This is a genomic window from Chloracidobacterium sp., from assembly GCA_016711345.1.
Taxonomy (GTDB): Bacteria; Acidobacteriota; Blastocatellia; order Pyrinomonadales; family Pyrinomonadaceae; genus OLB17.
Genome location: JADJTD010000001.1, coordinates 1,664,723 through 1,687,454 on the forward strand (window position 1 = coordinate 1,664,723; position 22,732 = coordinate 1,687,454).

A 22,732-nucleotide genomic window follows, 5' to 3' on the forward strand; every position below is an offset into this window, starting at 1 on the left:
TGTCCGATGTGTCTATGTGGTAAATTCGCCGTTATGCTGATTAAAACTTTCGTGCTAACAGCTTTCCAACAGAACACTCGTATTGTTGCTTGTGAGGAAACGCGTAAGGCGATTTGCATTGATCCCGGCGAGAGATCGGACGAGGTTGTTGCCTTTATAAACGACAACGGATTTGACTTACAGGCGATAGCGATAACGCACGGGCATCTTGATCACATCGGTGGCACGTCTGATCTTGCCAAAACTTTTCCTGACGCGGAGATATTAATTCATAAAGACGACGAAGATCTGTATTACGGCTTGCCGCAGCAGCCCTTGATGATGGGCATTCCGCGGACGCAGTTGGCGGCATTGGGATTTGATTATGATGCTCCGCCGCCGGTGACTCAAAACTGGAAGCACGGCGAAGTTTACGAAGTTGGTAGTTTGAGATTTTCGATACGGCATTGTCCGGGACACACGCGCGGCCACGTTGTTTTGGTCGAGGAAAATGAACGTGTAGTTTTCACAGGGGATTGTTTGTTCAGCGGAACGGTCGGACGAACCGATCTGCCGGGCGGCAACCACGAACAGCTTATTGAATCGATAAAAGCGCAGGTCCTCTCGCTAGCAGACGACTTTACCGTTCACTGCGGCCACGGGCCGGAAACTACTGTCGGCATCGAACGCGAACGTAATCCATTTTTGACCGGCGTACAGTGATTGCAAGCCGGCGTAATAGTAGTATTAACCACTTTTGACTAAAAGGAATTATATAAAAATGAACAAATTACTTTCCGCACTAATGATAATAAGTCTGTCGTGCCTTGTGTTTGCGCACGGCGATGACAGCCATTTTGAAAATCCGCAAGACGTGACCGTCAAAGTCACAAAAGTGAGCGGCAACGTGTATATGCTGCAAGGGCGCGGAGGCAATATCGGAGCTGTGGTCGGCCCCGACGGCATCTTGATCGTCGATGACGACTACAAAGCCGTAAGTGAAAAGCTGCGTGACGCGCTAAAAGAACTCGGAGCCGCATCGCCAAAATTTATTTTTAACACACACTGGCACGGCGATCATACAGAGGGAAACTTTTTCTTTGGCAAGGATTCGATCATCGTCGCGCATTCAAACGTTCGAAGACGAATGATGGAACCGCCAGTGATCTTCGGCGAAAAAACCGCTCCGTATGTCTCTCACGCGCTGCCGATCGTGACGTACAACGAGAGCCTGTCGATTCACATTAACGGCGAAGAAGTTAAAGCTGTGCATTATCCAACGGGGCACACGGATGGAGACACGGTCGTCTTCTTTAAAAACGCCAACGTGGTCCATCTCGGTGATGATTTTTTTGTTCGCCGCTTTCCGTTCGTCGATGTCGACAGCGGCGGCAATGTGCAAGGCCTTATAAACAATATCGCTTCGCTGATAAAGACAATTCCGGCAGATGCGAAGCTGATTCCCGGTCATGGCCCGCTCGCCACGATCGAAGATCTAAAGTCATATCACCAAACAATGGTCGAGAGTACGAAGATCGTACAGGACGCAATGAAGGCGGGAAAATCGCTGGATGATATTAAAAAAGCCGGCCTTCCTGATAAATTCAAAGAAGCCGGCTCCGGATTTATCAAAACAGACATGTGGCTGGAAATCGTATATCGGAGCTATTCAAAGAAATAATAGACGGTCAACAAATGCGAAGCCTGCTTCTAAACAAGGGCGTCACTCGGCGTTTGAGTGTATCGCCCTTAACGTGCGGTTCGGCATTTTAGGGTTTTAATTTGAGCTTGTAGACCTTCAGCAAACCTGTAACCGTTCCGGCATCTCGCTCGTACCATTTATCAATGTTGTCGAGATTTGATCCCTCTTCCGCAGGTAATATTGCGTAAGAGATCAGCGGTTGAGTTGCAGTTGTTTTAGAGAAATTCTTTATAAAGTCACCATATAATTTTACCTCTGCGCTGATCTCTTGTGCTGTGATCGGTGCAGAATGTGTACCTAGTGCCGGAAGTGCACGTTCCGATCCAAAAAGTGCGGCGGTAATTTCAAACGCACCTGCTTTCAAGCCTTCCTCAACGTCCTTTTCGCCGTATCCGCCGTAATACAGATAGCAATGAAAAAGCCGCTTGTTTTCGGTTATGCCAATACCTCCGGCCGATGTCGTGTGAGATGTCCACAGCGGCCTCAGATCGGCGATCGTCGGGATAAAATCTGACCAGCCGGTATTTGCCGCATAGACGGCGCTTCCCTTTGTTGATGATTGCTGTTCCTGTTTTTCGACATAGCGAATCGCCGGTATCGCCAGATCGCGAAGATCGGCAAACTGGCTGTTGCGGCTAGTCGAGCCTGTTGCTTCGACAACGCCCCAACCGGCGGCAATTATCGCTATGTAGAGCAGTGCCTTACGAAAAACTTCCTTTTTCTGCAGGACCATGAACAATAAAAGTGCCAACGCGATCAGCACCATATAATTGGCAATAAAAACTTCGTAGTGTATCGGCTGCAGCGAGTGGCCGGTCACGATCTGCTGATTGAATAACACCAGAGGCGTCACAGCAAATGCGAGTGCGAACAACGTTTGAGGCGACCTGATCTCCACGCCGCCGCGCCATATGAGAATTGCGATCGCGATAGAAACGATCGATCCAAAGATCATCGACGGCGAATCAAGATCGGGCAAGCGCGTATTTGCCAGAAGCTGAATACTGTCAATATGCGCTCCGCGTTCGGAAAGCATCATGGCGTATGGAATAAGAGCTGCGATCGCGATCCCGCCGACGACAGCTGCATTGGTGAGCAGATTTTTGAGATTCTCTCTATGCCAAATGAGACTTAAAACGAAAACACAGGCAAGCCACGCTGCGGCGGCTGTCCAGAGAAAGAAATAAGAATATATGAGCAGAACGAAAATAATGCCGCTCATCAGAGAATAAAGAATCGCCTTTTTCCGTGTTTCAGCATTTAGTGAAAACCAGACCGATCCGCAAAAAAGGAAGAAGAACGAAAACGCAAATCCCGGTTGATAACGCCTCAAAAACGGAAAAAAATCGACAAGGATCTGGCCTTGGGTCCAATCCCGCAACTCGCCTTCGTAGGCAACAGCCGTTCCGAGACAGCAAACCATCAAAACGCCTGTCGCAGCTAAAGGCCCGTCGCCGGTGATCTTGAATAAAAGCCAAAATATGAACAACGCCGCGAGTGCGGAGCATAGAATATTCAGGAAGATAAACGCAGTCGAAGCAGAAATGCCCAACAGCTTCGCAGGCATGGCGATCGTGTATGCAGGTATGAACTGTATCGAATACAGCGATTCGTGAGGCAGCTCGGCTGCCATATATTGGTCATATTTGCGCGGTTTGCCGTTTATCAGAGCATTTACATAGGCTGAATAAGCGACTTCGTCAAAGTTTGCAACAAAATAAGCTCCGTGCCATGCCGAACCTTTTGCAATGCGAAAATTGATCTGCGGATACATCGCCAAAAAGACCATGAAGAGCGTTGGCAGTAAGGCGTATTTCCAATTTTTTGCGTTCATGCTTGGATATTATTGCACAAGCCCGCACGTTAGTAAGGGCGATACACGCGGGTGTTGAGTGTAACGCCCTTACTTACGTGCGGGCTTGTGCAGACTAAAGTAGTAAAAACTACGCTACGGTAATTTCCTTTGCCAGATAAACGTCCTGAATTGCATTGAGCAGTTCAACACCTTCCTTCATCGGCCGCTGGAATGCCTTGCGTCCCGAGATCAAACCCGTGCCGCCGCCGCGTTTATTTACAACAGCCGTGCGAACGGCATCTGCCATATCGCTTGCGCCTTTTGATTCGCCACCCGAATTTATCAAGCCGCAGCGGCCCATATAACAATTCGCAACCTGATAGCGGACGAGGTCGATCGGATTGTCGGTCGTCAGTTCGTCATAGACCTTTTTGTGTGTCTTGCCGTAGCTTCCCGCTTTGTTCATTGCGGGATATCCGCCGTTGCGTTCGGGCAGTTTCTGCTTGATGATATCGGCCTGTATCGTCACGCCGAGATGATTTGCCTGCGCAGTCAGATCGGCCGCCGTATGCATATCGCCTTCGTCGGTCTTAAATGCCGAATTGCGGAGGTAGCACCACAGTATCGTCGCCATCCCAAGCTCATGTGCATACGCAAACGCCTCGGCGACCTCAGTGATCTGCCGCGTCGATTGGTCCGAACCAAAATAGATCGTCGCTCCGACAGCGACCGCACCCATATTGCTCGCCTGCTCGACCGTGCCAAACATCACCTGATCGAACTGATTTGGACAGGTGAGCAGCTCGTTATGATTGATCTTTACGATAAACGGTATCTTGTGTGCGTATTTGCGAGCGACCGAACCGAGCACGCCGTATGTTGAAGCAACGGCGTTGCAGCCGCCTTCGATAGCGAGTTTTACAATGTTCTCAGGATCGAAATACATCGGGTTCGGAGCAAAGCTCGCTCCCGCCGAATGCTCGATTCCCTGATCGACCGGCAAGATCGACAAATAACCCGTCCCGCGCAAACGCCCATTGTCATTCAACGTCTGCAGCGAACGCAAAACGCTCGGCGTACGATCAGAATTTGTCCAGACGCGATCAACAAAATCGCCGCCCGGCAACTGTAAAGTTTCTTTTGGTATCGTTTTTGAAACGTGATTTAAAAGGGTATCGGCCTCGGCACCCAAGAGTTCTCTAATACTATCGACAGACATCTAATTCTCTCCTGAATAATTAACTTAATTAAACTAAAAATCTGATTTTCGACATTGTAGCATATGAAATGTTTCTTTTCTCATCCTAGTATCTTCAAAATTACATTAAAATAATGCTCAAAAAACTGTCATTCGAGAGGCTTCACGAGCTAAATTTCATTGATTCTATAGCAATTCCATAGTAAACTGCCCCGTCAACACAATAAATTTAAAAAAATATTAACAGGAGACCCCAACGTAAATATGAAGGCTTATAGTGCTTATCTGCTGTTCAGTTGTTTTATCTTTGTCGTATTTTTGGTCGCCAACACGACCGCCCAGGACAAGGATTGGCGTCCTGTTTCTCAGGAAGAACTGTCTTCACAAAAATCTTCAATTGAACCCGATGCGGATGCCGAGGCCATATTTTGGGAAGTTAGGATAGACGACAGTGACTCGATCGATCTTTCCAGAAAACACTATGTCCGCATCAAGATATATACCGAGCGCGGCCGCGAAAAATATAGCAAGTTTGACGTTTCATTTGTTAAGGGAATCAAGATCAAAGATCTTGCGGCGCGCGTCATAAAGAAGGATGGTTCGATCGTAGATATAAAGCCAGGGGACGTTTTCGAGCGTGAGATCGTCAAGACGAACGGTGCCAAGCTAATGGCTAAATCATTTGCCATTCCCAATATCGAGCCTGGCGTCATTATTGAATACAAATACAAAGAAGTTTTCAGTTACGCCAGCGCGCGAGGGATAACGCTTGAATTTCAGAAGGATATACCGGTTCAGACGCTGACCTATTACTACAAGCCGTGGAAAGGCGATCCGGCTTATCAGACATACAATTTTAACGATACAAAGTTTGTAAAGGACAAAGGCGGCTATTGGATCGCAAAGCGAACAAATATTCCGGCGATGATAGAGGAGCCACAAATGCCGCCCGAGAATATGGTTCGCTCTTGGATGCAGCTTCTCATGCCTGACCGAGATGCGATCGCTGCCTCACTTGATACTGTCACTTACGCCGTCAAAGACACCAGTTCACCAACAAAATATTGGGGCGGTGTGGGAGCACAATACAAATTTCTGGCTCAAATAATGAACAAAACAAATGGTGAGCTCAAGAAAGCAGCGTCCGACATCACCGCCGGAGCTTCCAGTCCGGAAGAAAAGCTAAAAAAGCTCTACGAGTTTTGTCAGACACAGATCGCAAACACAACATTTGACCCATCAATAACCGATGAACAGCGGGAAAAACTGCCGCAGGCCAAATCCGTTTCTGACGTTCTAAAACGAAAATCTGCAAGCAGTATGTTCATCGATATGTTGTTTGGTAGCCTTGCCAAAGCCGCCGGCTTTGAGACGCGTGTGGTGCTTTCCTCTGATCGCAGCAAAATGTTCTTTACGCCTCAGATGCTAGATGAAAATCTCATTCATCCGGCGGCGGTTGCCGTAAAGGTTGGTTCCGAGTGGAAGTACTTTAATCCCGGGCTCAAATTCGCGCCTTACGGTATGCTCGTGTGGTACGAAGAGGACACTCCGGCCATGCTTGTCGGTGAAGATGGATTAGAATGGGTCAAAACCCCTTACGCTAAACACGAGTCGTCCGTAACAAAACGAACCGGTAAGTTTAGCTTGCTGGAAGATGGCACCATCGAGGGATCGGTTCAGATCGAGATGTATGGCCAGCCGGCATTACTTTACAGGTTGGATAACTATGAAGATGCTCCGGCTAAAATCGAAGAAGGCCTTAAGGAAGATCTAAAGCTACGTATGAGCCTGATTGAGGTTTCAAACGTTTCGATCGAGAATCTGATGGACAGCTCAAAACCTTTGGTCCAAAAATACACAATTCGGGTACCAAACTATGCTCAAAAAACGGGCAAGAGGCTTTTCCTGCAACCCGGTTTTTTTGAATACGGCTCAAATCCCGTATTTTCAAGCTCTTCGCGAAAATACGACCTCTTTTTTCGGTTTCCTTGGTCAGAAGATGACAAGATAGAATTTACATACCCGCAAAACTTTGATCTGGACAATGCCGATACTCCCGGGATAGTTTCCGATCCAGCAAAGATTGCAATGCTCGACATAAAGATCTCCAGGTCCAATTCGGCCGCTTCTCTAAGCTATAGCCGTCACTTTCATTTCGGCGGCAACGGATACGTATTGTTTGACGCTAGCAATTATAAGCCTATAAAGGGATTATTTGATGCGTTTCATACTGCGGATTCCCACACGATAACTCTGAAACAGCGTTAGTATTAGATTAAAGAACAGGACGGTTATATGTGTAAAAAGGTAAAAAAACTAACCACTCTTTTTTCCAGCTTAGCCGTTTTTCTTGCGTTTGCGGCAACAGTTAGGGCAGATGATGCTCCAACATGGTTAAAACAGGCTGCCGCAGCAACTGTACCGGCATATGAAAAAGCTGTGCCTGCAGTAGTGCTGCATGACGAGGAACAGGTCACTCTTAACGGCGACGGCAAACTCGTAACTATTGATAATTATGCGATCAAGCTTCTTACCCGTGAGGGAAAAGAATATGCCATGGCAACGGCATTCTATTGGGTAAGCTCAGGCAAGGTCCGCGACATCAACGCATGGATCATCAGGCCCGACGGAACGGTAAAATCGTACGACAAGAAGGCGATGTACGACCGCATCGCAGACCCTGACGACGTTTATGATGAAGGGCGCATAAAACGAATTGATGCTTCAGGTGATGTGGACATCGGATATGTTTTTGGATACACAACGGTTTCGGAAAATACGCCGTTGTTTTATCAAGACCAATGGCGCTTTCAGAATAGGCTGCCGACTTTGCTTTCTCGTTATTCACTCAATCTGCCTGCCGGTTGGACCGCAAAAAGCCTTACTTTCAATTCGTCCGAGATAAAACCTCAGGTGAATGGATCATCCTATTCGTGGGAGTTGCGAAATCTCGGATGGATACCGTTTGAACCGCTTGGGCCGGATGTCGACAGCCTCACTCCGCGCATTTCAGTCAACTATTCACCCGAAAATAAATCTCAGTCGACACGTCCTGCGTTTGCGAATTGGACGGACGTCTCCGTCTGGGGAACAGCTCTTCACGACCCTCAGGTCATTGTTGACGATAACATTGCCGCAAAAGCAAGAGAGTTGACCGAAAATGCGACAACGGAGTTTGAAAAGATCCGCCTAATCGCCAATTACGTTCAAAATTTGCAGTACATTTCCATCGATATCGGCGTCGGCTATGGAAACGGCTATAAGCCACGGCCGTCTTCACTCGTGTTGGGTCGGGGGTATGGCGACTGCAAGGACAAGGCGAACCTCATGCGTGCCCTTCTCAGGGTATTGAAGATTGATGCTTACCCTATCGCCATTTACTCAGGTGACCCGACATATGTGCGGGAGCAGTTTGCGTCTCCGCGACAGTTCAATCACTGTATCATCGCTGTAAAAGTAAGTGATGCTACCAAAGCCGCAAGTGTGATCGAACACGAAAAACTAGGCCGCCTTTTGATTTTTGATGCAACCGACCCTTATACGGCTGTCGGAGACCTGCCTGGCGACGAACAGGGCAGCCTCGCTGTAATTATGGCTGGCGACAAGGGCGGCCTTATACGTATGCCCGTAACACCGCCCGAAACAGATCAAACGCAAAGAAATATTGAGGTTACACTAAGCGGCCTCGGCGAGATCAAGGGCAGCATTCGGGAGAAGAATCGCGGTCAGGATGCGACCTACATTCGCGTGATGTCGAGATTGTATTCTGCTTCCGATTTTCAGAAGATGGTTGAGAGTTGGTTAACGCGCGGTGCGACCGGAGCGGTGCTTGAAGATCTCAAAACAAAGGACGAAATGAGCTTGTCCGCGTTTGATCTCGATATAAACTTTTCGGTGGCGAGATATGCCCAATTGATGCGGGGCAATATGCTGGTTTTCAAGCCCGTGATCGTCGGTAGACGAAAAGAAACTCATTTGACCGAAAACAAGCGGGTGACACCGGTTGAGCTCGACTCGACGGCAATGAACGAAACCACGACCTTTGTTTTGCCGGACGGTTTTCTGGTTGATGAAATGCCGCCGGCGACCAATTTTGAGGCCTCGTTCGGCAAATATAAATCAAGCTGCGAGGTCAAAGCCGATAGACTGGTGTGCACGCGTATCTTGTCTTTGAACCGGACAATTCTTCCGGTCGAAAAATACTCGACGGCCAAGGAGTTCTTTTCCAAGGTACGCGACGCTGAACAGGTTCCTGTTGTTTTGATAAAGAAATAGGTTCGGCTTAGGATGTGCTTCCAACCTTAGCGAGAGCTGCGATCTTTTTGCGGTCCGAAACGACGACGCCGCCGGGTTTTTCGATCGTGATGGCGAACATTTCGGCGCCTTGAGCTTTTAGTTTGGCGTTGATGGGAATAATAACCTCGCCGTCAGCCGTCACATCGAACGTTCCGCCGTCGATAGGGGTCTCTTTCTTCTGAGTCTTATCGAATATCCAGAGCTGATAGGTTTCTTTTGTGCCGTCGTTCTTTGGCAGCCCTTTAAACCTCATGTAGCCAGTCTGTTTTTCGTCACTCCAAACCACATCACCGGTTATCTGAGAAATTTCTTTTACATTTCCGGCTGCCCAATTCGCTTTGACCATTCCGGTTGCCGAACGTATCAATTCCTCACGCTGCTCAGTCGGAGTAACAGGCTTAATTACAGGTGGCGGGGTCTTAACCTCCGCTACATCGATTGGTTTGGTTCGAGTGAACCAGATGTTTAGAGCGAGTGCAACACAAGCTGCTGCTGCAGCGGCCCAACCAAGCCAACCGAACCACGACACTCCGGCTGGCTCAGCCTCTTGCTGACGAATCTTCGAAGGCGGCCATGGCGATTCCGCTTCTGACGCACCGACAAAATCTTGTGCCTCTGCCGTTATCTTTGAAAAGAGGTGTGATGGAAGCGGTTCATCAATAGGCGCTCCCGCAATGTTGATAGCCGCGACGGTCGTTTCGATCGAACTAAATTCATCAGCCGAGTTCGGATCAAGGGCGTATAGTTCGCCTTTTTCGGCTTGATCGAGCCCTGAAACGGCTTGCAAGATAAGGAGGTCTATGAGTTTTTCTTGTTTATCGTCGCTCATGCCCTTACCTCCCGTGAGACCTGTGTTCCGCCTAGGCCTAAATGTTCTCTTACCTCTAAAATGCCGCGTCTTGCGTGCGTCTTAACTGTCCCGAGCGGTATTCCCAATCGCTCGGCGATCTCCTGATGCGACATTCCCTGTACTATCGAGAGATTTAACACTTGCTGCTGCTCTGGGCGCAGGTTACGCAGTGCCTCTGCCGCTTGTTCAGCCTCTAAACCTGTCTGCATTGTTTTATCCGCCCGCGTAAATGGCTCCAATAAAACATCATCGATGGAATCGGCGGAAATTCGACGTGTAGAGTGGCGTATCTTGTCGATAAGACGGCGTCGGGCGATCATCGCGACAAAAGTGATCTCGGAGGCTTTTGAGGCATCAAAACGAGCGGCGTTTTTCCAGACATCGATAAATATTTCCTGCACGGCGTCCTCGGCATCGTCGGAATTTCGGAGCATCTTTCGAGCAAGCGACCATACCAGTGCGCCATATTTTTTCAGACAATCCTGCACGGCGTCTCTGTCACCATTTGCTATGCGTTGTAAGATGGCTTCGGTCACTATTTTAGAGGGGAATGGATAATGTTATAAGCTACCTTATTTTCATAGCTATTGCCAATTACGAAAGGCCAGCTCATAGGCCTTTCAAAATAGATTTCGATAGTATGAAACGTTTGGATTCAAACGTTTTTAGACGGCTTTTCGCGTTTTCAACAAGGCAGAGACCCAAAAGAGCAAAAACAAAGTAAACGAAATTCCCGCCGAAATGAGGCAGTATTGGCACCAAGCGTTTATAAACGCATACTGCACATAGATAAGATAGCCGCTCACAACTGCCATCATTGTCGCCTGAATGCCAAACAAATTCCACGTTATACGATTGCCGAACGCCGTCAGTAGGGCAAGCGAAAAGGCCGCAAAATAAGCGGCCGCTCCAAATGCGGCCAACGGAACGCCGGCGATCTCTGCATAACTGCTATTAAGTACCGCACCGCAGTCGAATTCGAGGCCGCACGGAACCGCCTCGGCCGTGTAATGATGGATCGTTAGGTAGATCGCATCAGCCAAACCCAACAACGCGACGATCGCCGCTGCGAATGGCAGTTTGGCGATCGTCGTTCGAGGTTTTTCGTTGGCGTCAGTTAGCGTCACTTATTAGTATTTTCAGATTTTGCCGGAGCAACTTCCTTGTTAGCAGCCGAGCTTTGGCCCGATGCCTTTTGAAGCTCGGCATCGATCAGAGTCTTGAGCGCCGTGACGTTCATGTCGGCAAACGGAACCGCAGTACCGTTTACAAATAACGTAGGTGTCGAACTTATTCCCACCGCCTTTCCTCTGGCCAGGTCTGCCTCGACGCGGTTCTTGACGGGAAATCCGGCCATGTCGGATTCCCATTTAGCGACATCCAAGCCGACTTTCTGGGCATATCCTTTCCATATCTGTTTGTAAGTTGGATCGGAGGCCCAAGTCTTTTGATTAGAGAAAAGCATATTCTGCATATCCCAAAATTTTCCCTGTAATCCTGCCGCCGAAGCCGCTAGAGCCGCATCATAGCCTTTATCGTGCATTGGAAGCGGGAAATTACGGTAAATAAAATGTATGCGCGATCCGTACATTGACTTGATCTCGTTCATCACCGGATGGGCAGTTGCGCAGGCCCCGCACTGCATATCGGCAAACTCCTCAAGCTTCACAGTGGCCGTCGCTGAACCCTGCTGCTCAGGCGGCTCTGCTCCCGGAGGTGAATTTGGGGGTATCGTCTGTGCCGGTTTTGGTGCATTGGCATTCGTCGCCGGCTTATTTGTATTTGAGGTGTTCGAGGCGCTTGGCGAACAACCATTAAAAATCAATCCGCTAAACACGGCGATCGCAAACACTGCTCCAATTAAAAGTATCGGTGTTTTTTTCATCTTTTTATTTCTATCTAACTAAATTCGTCGGACAATTATCTTACAGCCTTTATTTGAGGTTTGTTTACCCGCTTTTCGTCCATTGCATCGAGCGTCACGACAACCTTATTGTAAATACCGTCGGCATCAAGTCCGTACTCAGCAAGCAAAAGTTTAGGGTCGCCGTGCGTAACAATTTGGTCGGGCACACCCATTCTGACTACTTTTATTTTATCTGATAAACCGTTTTCTTCAAGCAGCTCTAGCACGGCGGAGCCAAAACCGCCTGCCAGATAGGCATCCTCGACAGTCACGATCAGCCGCATATTGCGGGCAAGGGCAATGATCATTTCACTGTCGAGCGGCTTTACGAAGCGAGCATTTATTACTGTTGCGGCAATGCCGTCTTTTTCAAGGTTCTTACCCGCCTCAACTGACGGATAGACCATCGAGCCATAAGCAAATATCGCGACTTCGCCACTTTCTATTTCGCCTCTGAGTATCTCGGCCTTACCTGTCTCGATCTGTTTAGGCGCTGCACTGATGTCAACTCCAAAGCCATTCCCTCGCGGATAACGCAGGGCCGCAGGACCTGGATGCTCAATGGCTGTGAGCATCATATCGCGCATTTCCGCTTCGTCTTTTGGTGCCATCAAAACAATATTTGGATAACCGCGTAAGTAAGCAATATCGAGCAGGCCGTGATGAGTCGGGCCGTCAGCACCTACAATACCGGCACGGTCCATTGCCAAGGTTACATTCAGATCTTGCAGACAAACGTCGTGGATCACCTGGTCAAACGCTCGCTGCAAAAATGTCGAGTAGATCGCAGCAACAGGCTTTAATCCCTCGCAAGCCATGCCCGCACAAAAAGTAATTGCATGCTGCTCGGCAATTCCCACGTCAAACGAACGCTCGGGAAATTTTTCGAGAACTTTGTCAATGCCCGTTCCGTCCGGCATCGCGGCCGTGAGGGCAACGATACTTTCGTCGTTAGCCATAAGTTCGCACATCGTTTCGCCAAAGATCTGCGTGTAGCTCGGCGGCGAAACCTTGCTCGATTTATACGGCAGGCCGGTTTTTGGATCGAATGGGCCGGTCGCATGATATGCGTAGTAATTTTTCTCGGGATTGGGAAAGCCCTTACCTTTTGTAGTCAGCGCGTGGACAATCACGGGTCCGTCGTCGATCTTCTTTGCTTCTTCAAGTGCTCGAACAAGGTCCGGTACGTTGTGGCCATCAACATAGCCGATGTATTTGAATCCGAGTTCATTTACCAAAGCACCCGGCAAAACCGCTGCGGCAATCGCATCTTTAAAAGACTTAGCTGCGCGGCGAAGCGATCCGCCGATACCGGGAACGCTCTCTAGCGCGTCGCCGATCTCTTCCTTAAGATGCTGGTAGCTTTGAGCTTCTTTGATCCGGTTAAGGTAACCGTTGATAGAACCAACTGCTGGGGCGATCGACATACCGTTGTCGTTGAGCAGTACAACGAGTCGCGACTTTAAATGGCCTGCCTGATTAATGGCTTCCATCGCCATGCCGCCCGCGACCGACGAATCGCCGATCATCGCACAAACATGAAAATCTTCGCCTTTCTTATCGCGTGCAACAGCCATTCCCAACGCCGCCGATAGCGATGTCGAAGCGTGGCCGGCACCGAATGTGTCGTATTCCGATTCGTCGCGTCTCAGAAATCCGCTCAATCCGCCGTATTGTTTGATCGTATGCAGATCGTCGCGGCGACCGGTCAAAATTTTATGAGCATACGCCTGGTGGCCAACATCCCAAACAAGGCGATCGTTTGGTGTGTCAAAAACATAATGCATCGCGACAGCCAGTTCGACCGCACCAAGGCTCGCTCCCGTGTGGCCGCCAACGCGTGAGCACGTATCGATAATGAACTGCCGCACTTCGTCCGCGACTTCTTGCAGATCTTCGACACGCAATTGACGCAAATCGGCAGGAGAATTTATTTCGGATAAGAATTTCATTTGAACTATTGGCTTTATTATGACCGAATGTCACATTTTAGCCTGCCCGAAAGCAAATGTTAAGCGTAGAATCATATACATAGGCCGTATGTATCCAATCGTCTGTACGGTTTTGGTAAATATCCGTTCCATTTTGACAAAAAAGTTCTAGACCAAAGACATTCGTTGTGCGTCAAAGATACGACAGGCATTGGCCTGAGTAAATATCAAGAGGTACAAAAAATGTCATTTATCCATAAATTATCCACTATTTTAACTGTTGCGGTAGCAGTTTTCGCTTTTTCGACCTTTACACTTGCGCAGGAAGACAAGGCGGCAACGCCAGCTCCTGAAAAAGATAAGGCTGAAAAGCACTTTAAGGATCACAAAGGCCACGGTGCCGGTAGGCATGGCATGGGACGCGGCTTCGGACATCGTAACCGCGGAATGATGCGAATGATGCATAGGCTAAACCTGACCGAGGCACAAAAAACACAGATCCGCTCGATCAAAGACGCGAACAAACCAGATCAAACAACTCGCGACGAGATGCGTACGCTTTTTGAAGCAAAACGTGATGGAACCATCACAGCTGAACAGAAGACAAGGTTTGAAGCACTGAAGGAACAGAAAATAGCAAAGGCTATATCCGTTCGCGAACAGATCTTGAATGTTCTGACCGCAGAGCAAAAAGCTCAGTTTGAGCAAAAAAAGGCAGAAATGAAACTACGACGCGAAGAGTTTCGTAAACAACGTGAACTTCGCAAGCAAACGCAACCGGCTGCAACCAGCGAAACCACAAAAGAAAACTAGGGTTTCTACAAGGGGGACAAAAAAGGCGTGAAGGGGCAATCTTCACGCCTTTTTTATTTAGCATTTCTATTTTATGTTTATTCCAGCTCGATCATCCCGTTGACAACATCTACCAGTGTCTCGCCTTCGTTGAACATAATGTTCTCCCACATAAGCGGCGAGACCGAACCGAGTTCTCCAACCGCCTGAAAGCGAAAATTCAAAAGCAAGCCGTTAGCGTCGATCTCGAGTGGGCCATACATAACGACTCGCAACCTGCCCGGTTCAGTGGTATTCGCAATAACTGTAAGCCCGCGGCTGATTGTTCCGACGACATCGACCGGTTCGCCAAGCGGTTGAACGACCGATGGGTCGTATAGGAGAATAAACTCACAGGAGAGAATTCCTTTATCGGCAATTGCCTCAACGCTTACGGGAACGATGGTCTCCTTGCCATGGGTCGCCGTGAGATTTGGAATGTTGACAGAAATATTTCTCTCAGCCCCAACAGCCTTCTGCCACCTGCCAACTCCCCTTGCACCGCTGTTTGTCCAATTTCCGGAGACCTCACCCATTAGCACAGCCGTATAGTCTTCTTCTGAGAGGCTGGAAGTAACCGACGGATATGTTCTGCTGACGGGGTTGAATACCCAAGCTCCCGTTATACCAAAAGGCGGTGCTCCAACTATATATTTGCCGATATATCCCGCATCGAATGATGAAACAGATCCGTTATTGCTCACGTCGGCGACGAGCAGTTGAGTTCCGGTCAGGATCGCTATCCCCGTTGCATGCTGAGCGACCTTCGCTGCGTCGAACGACGTAATCCCGTTTTGTCCTGTTGTCTTGGTAGGCGTGACGGTATAGGAACCTGCTCCAAAACCAGTCAGAGTATAGGTGCCGCCTGGAAAATTAGACATCCCGGAAACATCAGGCGAACCTACACCGCTTAACAAAACATTTGAAACAGAACGGGGATTCGGTGCACCGATCGCATTACCGTAAGTAACAGTTCCGCTGATCGCAACTACAGTTGGCGTTGGCGTATTCGTTGGCGTGAACGTGATGGTCGCGGTTGCCGTCGGTGTGGAAGTACTTGTTGAAGTTGCGGTTGCCGTAAATGTCGCTGTCGCCGTATTAGTCGGTGTTGGTGTATTTGTCGGAGTGCTGGTCAACGTGTGTGTCGGAGTTGGTGACGACGCAGTACAGCCATTGCGCAACAGGATGGATACGCTGCTTCCACTATGGTTTGCAACGGCGAGATCTTGTCTGTCGTCACCGTTAAAATCACCCACAGCAACCCCAAAAGGTTGACTTCCCGCGCTGAAGTTCACAGGGGAGCTGAAACTGCCAAGCCCATTTCCAAGCAGAGTCGAGACATTGAACGCGCTGAAATTGGCAGTCAACAGATCTTGCTTGCCGTCACTGTTTAGGTCGCCGACTGCAACGGAAAATGCGCCGCTGGCCGCGGTGAAATCTGTCGCCGAACTAAACACGCCTAATCCGTCACCTAAGAGAACGGATACATCATTAGAAAAGTCATTGGCTGTAGCGATGTCCTGATTGCCGTCTCCATTAAAATCACCAACAGTAATTGAGGCTGGTTCTATACCAACGGTCAAGCTCGATGCAGCCCCAAAGCCTCCTGCGCCATTTCCCAAAAGAACTGACACCGTGCCTGCATTTCGGTTAGCCGTAGCGATGTCTTGCTTTCCGTCGTTATTAAAATCACCCAAAACCAATGAATATGAGGTAACACCTATGCTGAAGTTTGTAAGTGTGCCGAAGGTACCGGCTCCAGTGCCCAAAAGGACAGACACGCTCGTAGAACCAAGGTGAGAAACCGCAAGGTCCTGATACCCATCGCCATTGAAATTGCCAACCGCCACTGTGGTCGGATTTGGACCGGCGGCAAAATTTGTCGCCGTGCTAAAACTACCGGCGCCATTTCCCAAAAAGACCGACACATTATTTGATGCGAGATTTGCAACGGCAATATCCTGCTTACCGTCACCGTTAAAATCACCTACAGCGACCGAGTACGGAGTAGAACCAGCGCTAAAATTTGTAGCTGAGCTAAAACTTCCCGCTCCGTTTCCCAGCAAGACTGAAACATTATTTGCGTTGTCATTGGCAGTAACAATGTCCTGGTTTCCATCACCGTTAAAATCACCGACTGCTGCGGTGCGCGGACCGATGCCAACGCCAAAATTCACGGCCGATGCGAAAGTAACAGGGCTGCACTCAGCGGGCGTCGTCACAGTAAGGCTGAAAAATTTTGTCGTACTCGCTCCGCCGCTTTCGTAACTTGTGACTCTCACACCGTACGTTCCAGCCGGATGCGCGTTAGTTATCCGAACCGCGCCAGTAACCGGATCGCCTTCAAGTTTGCCCTTGAAACTGGTAGAGGCCGAAACACTCATTCTTACGGATAATGTCGGCGTGGCATCGGGAATAACCGTTGTATCGGAACTCAGCGGTGATGTTGTGTTTGCGTAATTACCAAGCGTTGGGTTTGCGCTGCTCGTTGGTGTCGCTGTTGGCGTCGATCCCAGGACAGTAATGCTGCCTGTCATCCCGGCGTGAATGGAACAGCGATATGGAAAAGTACCGGCACTGGTGAATGTGAAACTAAAGGCTTGCCCGTTCGATAAGGTACCCGAATTCCAGATCGAACCGTTACTGGTTGTGGTATGTCCTGAGCCGTCGATATTGGTCCAAGTTACGGTATCACCAACATAAATAGTTGGGTTTTGCGGGTCATATGAGAATTTAACGATATTGACATTGACGGCTGCAAGCGTTCTCGCGTCAGGAGTCACAAGCGGCTGGTTTTCTGTTGGATCAACTGGAATGGAGATAGGATTGCCGCAAAAAACATCCTCGTAATAGATTGAAGAAAATTTTTCGTTACCGGTGTCAGCTGACGCTGTCGTGACGGCAAGTCCGATTATCGCAAATAAAACAAAAATAGCATTACGCGGCGAACGAAGCCGAGCCATCGAGCGCAACATGGCAAATCTCCTTAAGTCTGTTTAGATCTGATAGCAATCGCCGCTCAACCGATGAACATTTCGTCCTCGGTATATGCGCGGTCGATCTGTTTGGGTGAGGGTGCAAATAGAACTTCGAGGCCGCGTTTGACGCCCGCCATAATAGCGGCGATCTCTCGTGCCGGAACAACGATCTTTTGCTGGACAAATTCTGTTGTGTCCATCACCTGGCCATGCGTGCGGTCGATCGATCGGCTGACCATTTCAACCTTGTCTTTGGCGGTTATCGCCGTCTCGCCTATAAGCTGTCTTAATTCTGCGACTTCTTCCTTGATCAATTCGGTCGATTCAGCAAGATACTTTGTCGTCAGCGAAAGATTTGCTGAGATCTCGTTAAAATGAACCGAGATCTCTCGGCCTTGAGCACTAATGGCATCAACCTTTGAAATCAAAGGAGTAACACGCTCCTCGATATTATGGACCGTATTAACTACGCGTCTGACCGTGATGGCAATCCACATTAGCGCGGCCGCCATCACCACGAACATAACTGCGATGATGATCGACGAGATCATTTGCCAGAATTGTGCGTCCGCGTTGCTCATCTTTATTTTTCTTTATCGACCGGATAGCTTGCTCTGCCTTCAGAGATCGATTTTGACTCCGTCTTGCGTTTTTCCTGCGTGTAAGCACTCTTTCCTGCTTCGATCGCCGCTGAGAACGGATTTGCAGTGTTTGCAGCTGCGGATTTGGCCTTTTCTGTCAATTCGCCTGCTTTTTCGGCTGCAGTTTGGTAAAGGTCGGTAGCCTTTTCACGTGAAACTTCGTAATACTCACCTGCTTTCTCCTGCAATTGGGCAGCAGTTTCTTTACTTTTTTCAAGTCCTTTTCTAGTCGCGTCCGCAAGGTCGTCACGCAGTTCTTGGCCTGATTTTGGTGCGAAAAGCAGTGCAATTACCGCTCCGATGCCGCCGCCAACGATCAAATAGGTCAACTTTGTGGCCACGCTTGTCTCTTCTCTTTCATGTCTCATAATTTTCCTCCAGCGAATAAAAACCCGCTTAGTAATAATAATTCTTGCCTATGCCCAAATTGTAACAAAACTGAAGGTCAAGGGCAATAATTTTATGCTATCAGCCGATTGTAATGTTCACAGTACGGAACTATACAAAAAACCATTAGCTTATAGCGTTATTAAAGCCCTAAGGTGCGGTTTCAACGGCGTTTTGCTAGTCTTATTGTTTTGGCTTTATTGAGTATGAACCTCGATCAGATAAGAAACTTTTCTATTATTGCCCACATCGATCACGGCAAATCGACGCTTGCCGACCGTTTGCTGCAGATAACCGGCGCGGTCGCCGAGCGCGATATGGAGGCGCAGCTGCTCGACGACATGGATCTCGAGCGCGAGCGCGGCATCACGATCAAGTCGCACGCCGTTCGCCTCGATTACAAGGCGAAGGACGGCAAAGATTACGTCCTGAATCTCATCGACACGCCCGGACACGTTGATTTTACATATGAAGTTTCGCGGTCGCTGTCGGCGTGCGAAGGAGCTTTGCTGATCGTTGACGCTTCGCAGGGTGTCGAGGCACAGACGCTCGCCAACACGTATCTCGCTCTCGAAAATGACCTAGAACTAATTCCGGTTCTCAACAAGATCGACCTGCCGTCCGCCGAACCCGACCGCATTAAAGAGCAGATCGAGAACATCATCGGCCTCGACGCCAGCGAAGCCGTCCTGACCTCAGCCAAATCCGGCCTTGGTGTCGAAGATGTGCTCGAAGCCATAATTGCCAAGATACCGGCACCAAAAGGCGACCGGAATGCACCGCTAAAAGCTCTTATATTCGACAGTTGGTACGACTCGTATCGCGGCGTGATCGTGCTGTTTCGCGTTATCGACGGCACTATCAAAAAGGGAATGAAGATAAGATTCTTCAACACGGGGCGCGAATACCTGGTCGAAACCATTGGCGTCAACCGTCCGCGCCCGACGCCCATCGGCAATCTCGGCCCGGGCGAGGTAGGCTTTATCACCGCGTCGATCAAGACCGTTGCGGACGTGCAGATCGGCGACACGATCACCGATGCCGCCCGTCCCGTGACCGAAGCTCTGCCTGGATTTAAGGAAGTGAAGCCGATGGTTTTTGCAGGATTGTATCCGATCGATTCGGCACAATACGAAGACCTGCGCGATGCGATGGATAAGCTGCGGCTTAACGATTCGTCATTTTTTTACGAACCGGAAAGTTCGACCGCACTTGGATTCGGCTTCCGCTGCGGCTTTCTCGGTTTGCTCCATATGGAGATCATTCAGGAGCGGCTCGAACGTGAATTCAATCTCGAACTCATCACCACCGCGCCCGGCGTGCGTTATCGCGTGACAACCACCGACGGCGAGGTCGCTGAGATCGATAGCCCTTCGAAAATGCCTGACACCGGCCGCATCGTAAAGATCGAAGAGCCATTTATTGAGGCAACGATCCTCACAAATGATGCATTTCTCGGCGGCATCTTGCCGCTGCTTGACGAAAAACGCGGTATTCAGAAAAAATTTGAATACATCACGACCGACCGCGTAATGCTCGTTTACGAACTGCCGCTCAACGAGATCGTCCTCGATTTCTACGACCGTCTTAAGAGCGTTTCGAAAGGCTACGCCTCGCTCGATTATCATGTTTCGGGCTACCAAGTCAGCAAACTTGTAAAGCTCGACGTCCTCGTTTCCGGCGAGCCGGTCGATGCACTCTCGATCATCCTACACACCGACACAGCCACCGCCAAAGGCCGTTTGCTGACTGCCAAGATGAAGGAACTCATCCCGCGGCAGATGTTCGAGGTCGCCATCCAAGCCGCTATCGGCAACAAGGTCATCGCCCGCGAAACCGTCAAAGCCATGGGCAAAAACGTCATCGCCAAATGCTACGGCGGCGACATCTCGCGCAAACGCAAACTGCTCGAAAAACAAAAAGAAGGCAAAAAGCGAATGAAAAAAGTAGGCCGCGTCGAGATCCCGCAAGAGGCATTTTTGGCAGTGCTGAAGGTGAATGAATCGTAAAACAAGTGTTTGCCCCGTACCAAAAAGTCAAAGAAATGACCGACTGGCTAATAGGGGTCAGGATTATGACCCGACCCGATCAATTGATTATCGAAGATCGGCGACCGACGTGGCCAATGCTTTTGAGCATATTAGGGGCGATATTCTTTTCCCTCGTGTTTATCTTTTCTTTATTCGGATACAACTTCTTTATCGATTCGTTGGGAATATGGATGACTGGCATTCCGGCAGCAGCGTGTATCGGCCTTTCTTTTCGTGGAACGATCCGCGAGATCTATGTTTTCGACAAGCCGTCGGACACATATCATTTTGCACGGCAGTTTCTTTATAAAAAAGAAGTAATCGAAGGAACGCTTAGCCAATTTTGCGGCGTCGGGGTGCAAACAGTAATACAAAACGACTGGGTGAAGCATTCGGTAGTCCTTCGGTCAGAAGGGATGTTCCTCGGCCTCACACCAATTCAGGAAATTCGGGCATCCAAACCGGTTCTTAATTTTTGGAGTACCGAAGATCGTATCGGACACGCAATTTCTAAATTCCTCGACATACCACGTCAAGACAGCGCTTGACTGCGGTCATACGAGACCTGTTTTCCAACCTCACTTTCGATGACCTGTCGAATATCGGAAAGGGCGTCTGCGGAATCTGCTTCGAAACGAAGGACCAAGATCGCCTGCGTATTTGATGCTCGAACCAACCCCCAACCGTGTTCGAAACTGATGCGGGCGCCGTCGATGGTAATTACTTCATTCGTCTGCGAGAAGTGGTCGGCGATTCTTTTAACGACCTCAAATTTAGTCTCGTCCGGACAATCGGCGCGGAGTTCCGGTGTTGAATACGTTTTTGGCAGGTCGGCAAGCAAAGCGGAAAGCGGTTTGTCGGTTTTTGAGAGAATTTCGAGTACACGCGCACCGGCGTATGTTGCGTCATCAAATCCGTAGAACCTGTCGGCGAAAAACATATGGCCGCTCATTTCGCCTGCCAACAACGCGCCCGTTTCTTTCATTTTTGATTTGATGAGCGAGTGGCCGGCTTTCCACATTAGCGGATTGCCGCCGTGTTTTTCGATGTCGTCGAAAAGGATTTGCGAACATTTAACTTCGGCGATAATCGTCGAACCGGGATGATTTGCAAGAATATCGCGGGAAAATAAAACCATCAGTTCGTCGCCCCAGATGATGCGTCCGGTTTCATCCACCACGCCGAGACGGTCACCGTCACCGTCGAAAGCGATGCCTAGATCGGCCTTGTTTTCACGCACTGCTGTGATCACATCTTGCAGGTTTTCTGTAACGGTCGGGTCGGCATGATGATTTGGAAAAGTAGAGTCCGGTTCGGTATAAAGCTCGATCAACTCAACACCGAGTTCGCGATAAACAGGAACGCCAGTCACTCCGCCCATTCCATTTCCCCCGTCGATGACGACTTTGATTTTGCGATCGCCGAGAGAGACGCGCGAAACTATGTCGCGGCAGTAGTCATCGAGAACATCTAGGGCAGAAACGCGAGTGTTAACGCGCGTGCCCTCGACATCAGTCGGCACGCTCCCTAACGGTCGCGTTTCTGCCCGTGAGGCGATCTCTTTTATTTCCTGTATCTGCGATCCGAACAGCGTGTCTTTGCCAAGGCAGATCTTAAATCCGTTATGATCGGGCGGGTTATGCGAGCCGGTTATCATCACACCACCGTCAACGTCTTTTGTGAATACCGTGTGATACAGAACAGGTGTCGGCACCATTCCGATAAGCACTGCGTCGCAGCCGTTTTCGATCAGTCCGTTTGTTAGCAAATCACAAAATCGCGGACTGCTCGCACGTGCGTCATAGCCGATTGCAATTCGTTTAGCGCCGTTCTGGTTAAAAAACGTACCGATCGCCCGCCCAAGCGTCGCAACCGTCTCGTCGGTCAATTGCTCACCGACAATGCCGCGAATATCGTATTCCCTGAAGATATTTGAGTTCATAGATCTTGCACACAAAACTTTACACTTTCGAACGATTTTCGTATATACTCATTACGCAAATTCACTAAAAAAGGAGATTCTACTGTGTCAGCAAATGTCCGACTTCGCGTTTCGCGTTTCGTAACCTTAGGTATTGGGTTATTTGTTCTTCTCGGCACTGCTTTGACCATAGTCGCCGCAAGCAACTGGGTCGCAAAGCCTTCATCCGCCGATTACACCGAAGCCTTCTGCGGCACACCTCCGCCGAATTATCGGCCTGAGCCCGT

At 49.3% G+C, this 22,732-nt stretch carries 18 protein-coding genes; 7 read left to right on the plus strand and 11 right to left on the minus strand.

Annotated elements, in window-relative coordinates; all coding sequences use genetic code 11:
• The first annotated feature begins 33 nt into the window (after positions 1-33).
• Positions 34-702, plus strand: a complete 669-nt coding sequence (locus IPL32_06765) for an MBL fold metallo-hydrolase (protein MBK8465517.1) — start codon at positions 34-36, stop codon at positions 700-702.
• A 58-nt stretch (positions 703-760) separates the two neighbouring features.
• A complete protein-coding gene (locus IPL32_06770; GenBank protein ID MBK8465518.1) occupies positions 761-1,660 on the plus strand; it encodes an MBL fold metallo-hydrolase in 900 nt (299 codons plus the stop codon).
• A gap of 88 nt (positions 1,661-1,748) precedes the next feature.
• Here the strand turns inward: IPL32_06770 and IPL32_06775 are convergent, their stop codons facing one another.
• Together IPL32_06775 and IPL32_06780 are read right to left on the minus strand one after the other, a co-directional pair.
• Positions 1,749-3,515, minus strand: coding sequence for a hypothetical protein (locus tag IPL32_06775; protein ID MBK8465519.1), 1,767 nt, complete (start codon positions 3,513-3,515; stop codon positions 1,749-1,751).
• 109 nt (positions 3,516-3,624) lie between these two features.
• Complete coding sequence (locus IPL32_06780; protein MBK8465520.1) at positions 3,625-4,695, minus strand: class I fructose-bisphosphate aldolase; 1,071 nt, start codon at positions 4,693-4,695, stop codon at positions 3,625-3,627.
• A gap of 243 nt (positions 4,696-4,938) precedes the next feature.
• On the opposite strand from IPL32_06780, the gene IPL32_06785 reads away from it, so the two are divergent.
• Both IPL32_06785 and IPL32_06790 read left to right on the plus strand, forming a co-directional pair.
• On the plus strand, positions 4,939-6,942 hold the full coding sequence (locus tag IPL32_06785) for a DUF3857 and transglutaminase domain-containing protein (GenBank protein ID MBK8465521.1): 2,004 nt from the start codon (positions 4,939-4,941) through the stop codon (positions 6,940-6,942).
• A gap of 27 nt (positions 6,943-6,969) precedes the next feature.
• A complete protein-coding gene (locus tag IPL32_06790; protein MBK8465522.1) occupies positions 6,970-8,949 on the plus strand; it encodes a DUF3857 domain-containing protein in 1,980 nt (659 codons plus the stop codon).
• A 7-nt stretch (positions 8,950-8,956) separates the two neighbouring features.
• On the opposite strand, the gene IPL32_06795 is transcribed toward IPL32_06790, so the two are convergent.
• From IPL32_06795 to IPL32_06815, 5 genes are all read right to left on the minus strand, one after another.
• On the minus strand, positions 8,957-9,799 hold the full coding sequence (locus IPL32_06795) for an anti-sigma factor (GenBank protein MBK8465523.1): 843 nt from the start codon (positions 9,797-9,799) through the stop codon (positions 8,957-8,959).
• On the minus strand, positions 9,796-10,356 hold the full coding sequence (locus IPL32_06800) for a sigma-70 family RNA polymerase sigma factor (GenBank protein MBK8465524.1): 561 nt from the start codon (positions 10,354-10,356) through the stop codon (positions 9,796-9,798). The genes IPL32_06795 and IPL32_06800 overlap by 4 nt, the downstream gene beginning before the upstream one ends.
• Positions 10,357-10,485: 129 nt before the next feature.
• Positions 10,486-10,947 (minus strand): vitamin K epoxide reductase family protein, encoded by a 462-nt coding sequence (locus IPL32_06805; protein ID MBK8465525.1) that lies wholly within the window; start codon positions 10,945-10,947, stop codon positions 10,486-10,488.
• Complete coding sequence (locus tag IPL32_06810; GenBank protein MBK8465526.1) at positions 10,944-11,705, minus strand: thioredoxin domain-containing protein; 762 nt, start codon at positions 11,703-11,705, stop codon at positions 10,944-10,946. Before IPL32_06810 ends, IPL32_06805 begins: the two co-directional genes overlap by 4 nt.
• A 35-nt stretch (positions 11,706-11,740) precedes the next feature.
• Positions 11,741-13,678 (minus strand): 1-deoxy-D-xylulose-5-phosphate synthase, encoded by a 1,938-nt coding sequence (locus tag IPL32_06815; GenBank protein ID MBK8465527.1) that lies wholly within the window; start codon positions 13,676-13,678, stop codon positions 11,741-11,743.
• Between the two features lie 222 nt (positions 13,679-13,900).
• Here IPL32_06815 and IPL32_06820 point away from each other — a divergent pair, with 222 nt between their 5' ends.
• Positions 13,901-14,470: a Spy/CpxP family protein refolding chaperone gene (locus IPL32_06820; GenBank protein MBK8465528.1), complete on the plus strand. Its 570-nt coding sequence runs from the start codon at positions 13,901-13,903 to the stop codon at positions 14,468-14,470.
• Positions 14,471-14,547: 77 nt separating this feature from the next.
• On the opposite strand, the gene IPL32_06825 is transcribed toward IPL32_06820, so the two are convergent.
• The 3 genes from IPL32_06825 to IPL32_06835 are packed head-to-tail and all read right to left on the minus strand — an operon-like array spanning position 14,548 to position 18,475.
• The gene (locus IPL32_06825) at positions 14,548-17,463 is read right to left on the minus strand and encodes a VCBS repeat-containing protein (GenBank protein ID MBK8465529.1); all 2,916 of its coding nucleotides are present in this window, start codon (positions 17,461-17,463) and stop codon (positions 14,548-14,550) included.
• Between the two features lie 44 nt (positions 17,464-17,507).
• Positions 17,508-18,047 carry a hypothetical protein gene (locus tag IPL32_06830; GenBank protein MBK8465530.1) on the minus strand — a complete coding sequence of 180 codons (540 nt, stop codon included), beginning with the start codon at positions 18,045-18,047 and terminating at the stop codon, positions 17,508-17,510.
• 2 nt (positions 18,048-18,049) lie between these two features.
• Positions 18,050-18,475: a YtxH domain-containing protein gene (locus IPL32_06835; protein ID MBK8465531.1), complete on the minus strand. Its 426-nt coding sequence runs from the start codon at positions 18,473-18,475 to the stop codon at positions 18,050-18,052.
• Positions 18,476-18,700: 225 nt separating this feature from the next.
• Between IPL32_06835 and lepA the strand changes: the two genes are divergently transcribed.
• Both lepA and IPL32_06845 read left to right on the plus strand, forming a co-directional pair.
• Entirely contained in the window at positions 18,701-20,503 is a 1,803-nt protein-coding gene (lepA, locus tag IPL32_06840; protein ID MBK8465532.1) for an elongation factor 4, read from the plus strand.
• Between the two features lie 65 nt (positions 20,504-20,568).
• On the plus strand, positions 20,569-21,072 hold the full coding sequence (locus tag IPL32_06845) for a hypothetical protein (protein MBK8465533.1): 504 nt from the start codon (positions 20,569-20,571) through the stop codon (positions 21,070-21,072).
• Here the strand turns inward: IPL32_06845 and IPL32_06850 are convergent.
• Positions 21,057-22,466: a phosphomannomutase/phosphoglucomutase gene (locus tag IPL32_06850; protein MBK8465534.1), complete on the minus strand. Its 1,410-nt coding sequence runs from the start codon at positions 22,464-22,466 to the stop codon at positions 21,057-21,059. The two genes, IPL32_06845 and IPL32_06850, sit on opposite strands and share 16 nt — an antisense overlap.
• Positions 22,467-22,732 lie beyond the last annotated feature (266 nt).

What these genes read in the sequence shown, in the direction of transcription:
- IPL32_06770 (MBK8465518.1), top strand. Translation starts at nt 761, where the DNA reads ATGAACAAATTACTTTCCGCACTAATGATAATAAGTCTGTCGTGCCTT.
- IPL32_06835 (MBK8465531.1), bottom strand. Translation starts at nt 18,475, where the DNA reads ATGAGACATGAAAGAGAAGAGACAAGCGTGGCCACAAAGTTGACCTAT.
- IPL32_06785 (MBK8465521.1), top strand. Translation starts at nt 4,939, where the DNA reads ATGAAGGCTTATAGTGCTTATCTGCTGTTCAGTTGTTTTATCTTTGTC.
- IPL32_06795 (MBK8465523.1), bottom strand. Translation starts at nt 9,799, where the DNA reads ATGAGCGACGATAAACAAGAAAAACTCATAGACCTCCTTATCTTGCAA.
- IPL32_06765 (MBK8465517.1), top strand. Translation starts at nt 34, where the DNA reads ATGCTGATTAAAACTTTCGTGCTAACAGCTTTCCAACAGAACACTCGT.
- IPL32_06775 (MBK8465519.1), bottom strand. Translation starts at nt 3,515, where the DNA reads ATGAACGCAAAAAATTGGAAATACGCCTTACTGCCAACGCTCTTCATG.
- IPL32_06845 (MBK8465533.1), top strand. Translation starts at nt 20,569, where the DNA reads ATGACCCGACCCGATCAATTGATTATCGAAGATCGGCGACCGACGTGG.
- IPL32_06815 (MBK8465527.1), bottom strand. Translation starts at nt 13,678, where the DNA reads ATGAAATTCTTATCCGAAATAAATTCTCCTGCCGATTTGCGTCAATTG.
- IPL32_06830 (MBK8465530.1), bottom strand. Translation starts at nt 18,047, where the DNA reads ATGAGCAACGCGGACGCACAATTCTGGCAAATGATCTCGTCGATCATC.
- IPL32_06850 (MBK8465534.1), bottom strand. Translation starts at nt 22,466, where the DNA reads ATGAACTCAAATATCTTCAGGGAATACGATATTCGCGGCATTGTCGGT.
- lepA (MBK8465532.1), top strand. Translation starts at nt 18,701, where the DNA reads ATGAACCTCGATCAGATAAGAAACTTTTCTATTATTGCCCACATCGAT.
- IPL32_06810 (MBK8465526.1), bottom strand. Translation starts at nt 11,705, where the DNA reads ATGAAAAAAACACCGATACTTTTAATTGGAGCAGTGTTTGCGATCGCC.
- IPL32_06780 (MBK8465520.1), bottom strand. Translation starts at nt 4,695, where the DNA reads ATGTCTGTCGATAGTATTAGAGAACTCTTGGGTGCCGAGGCCGATACC.
- IPL32_06820 (MBK8465528.1), top strand. Translation starts at nt 13,901, where the DNA reads ATGTCATTTATCCATAAATTATCCACTATTTTAACTGTTGCGGTAGCA.
- IPL32_06825 (MBK8465529.1), bottom strand. Translation starts at nt 17,463, where the DNA reads ATGTTGCGCTCGATGGCTCGGCTTCGTTCGCCGCGTAATGCTATTTTT.
- IPL32_06790 (MBK8465522.1), top strand. Translation starts at nt 6,970, where the DNA reads ATGTGTAAAAAGGTAAAAAAACTAACCACTCTTTTTTCCAGCTTAGCC.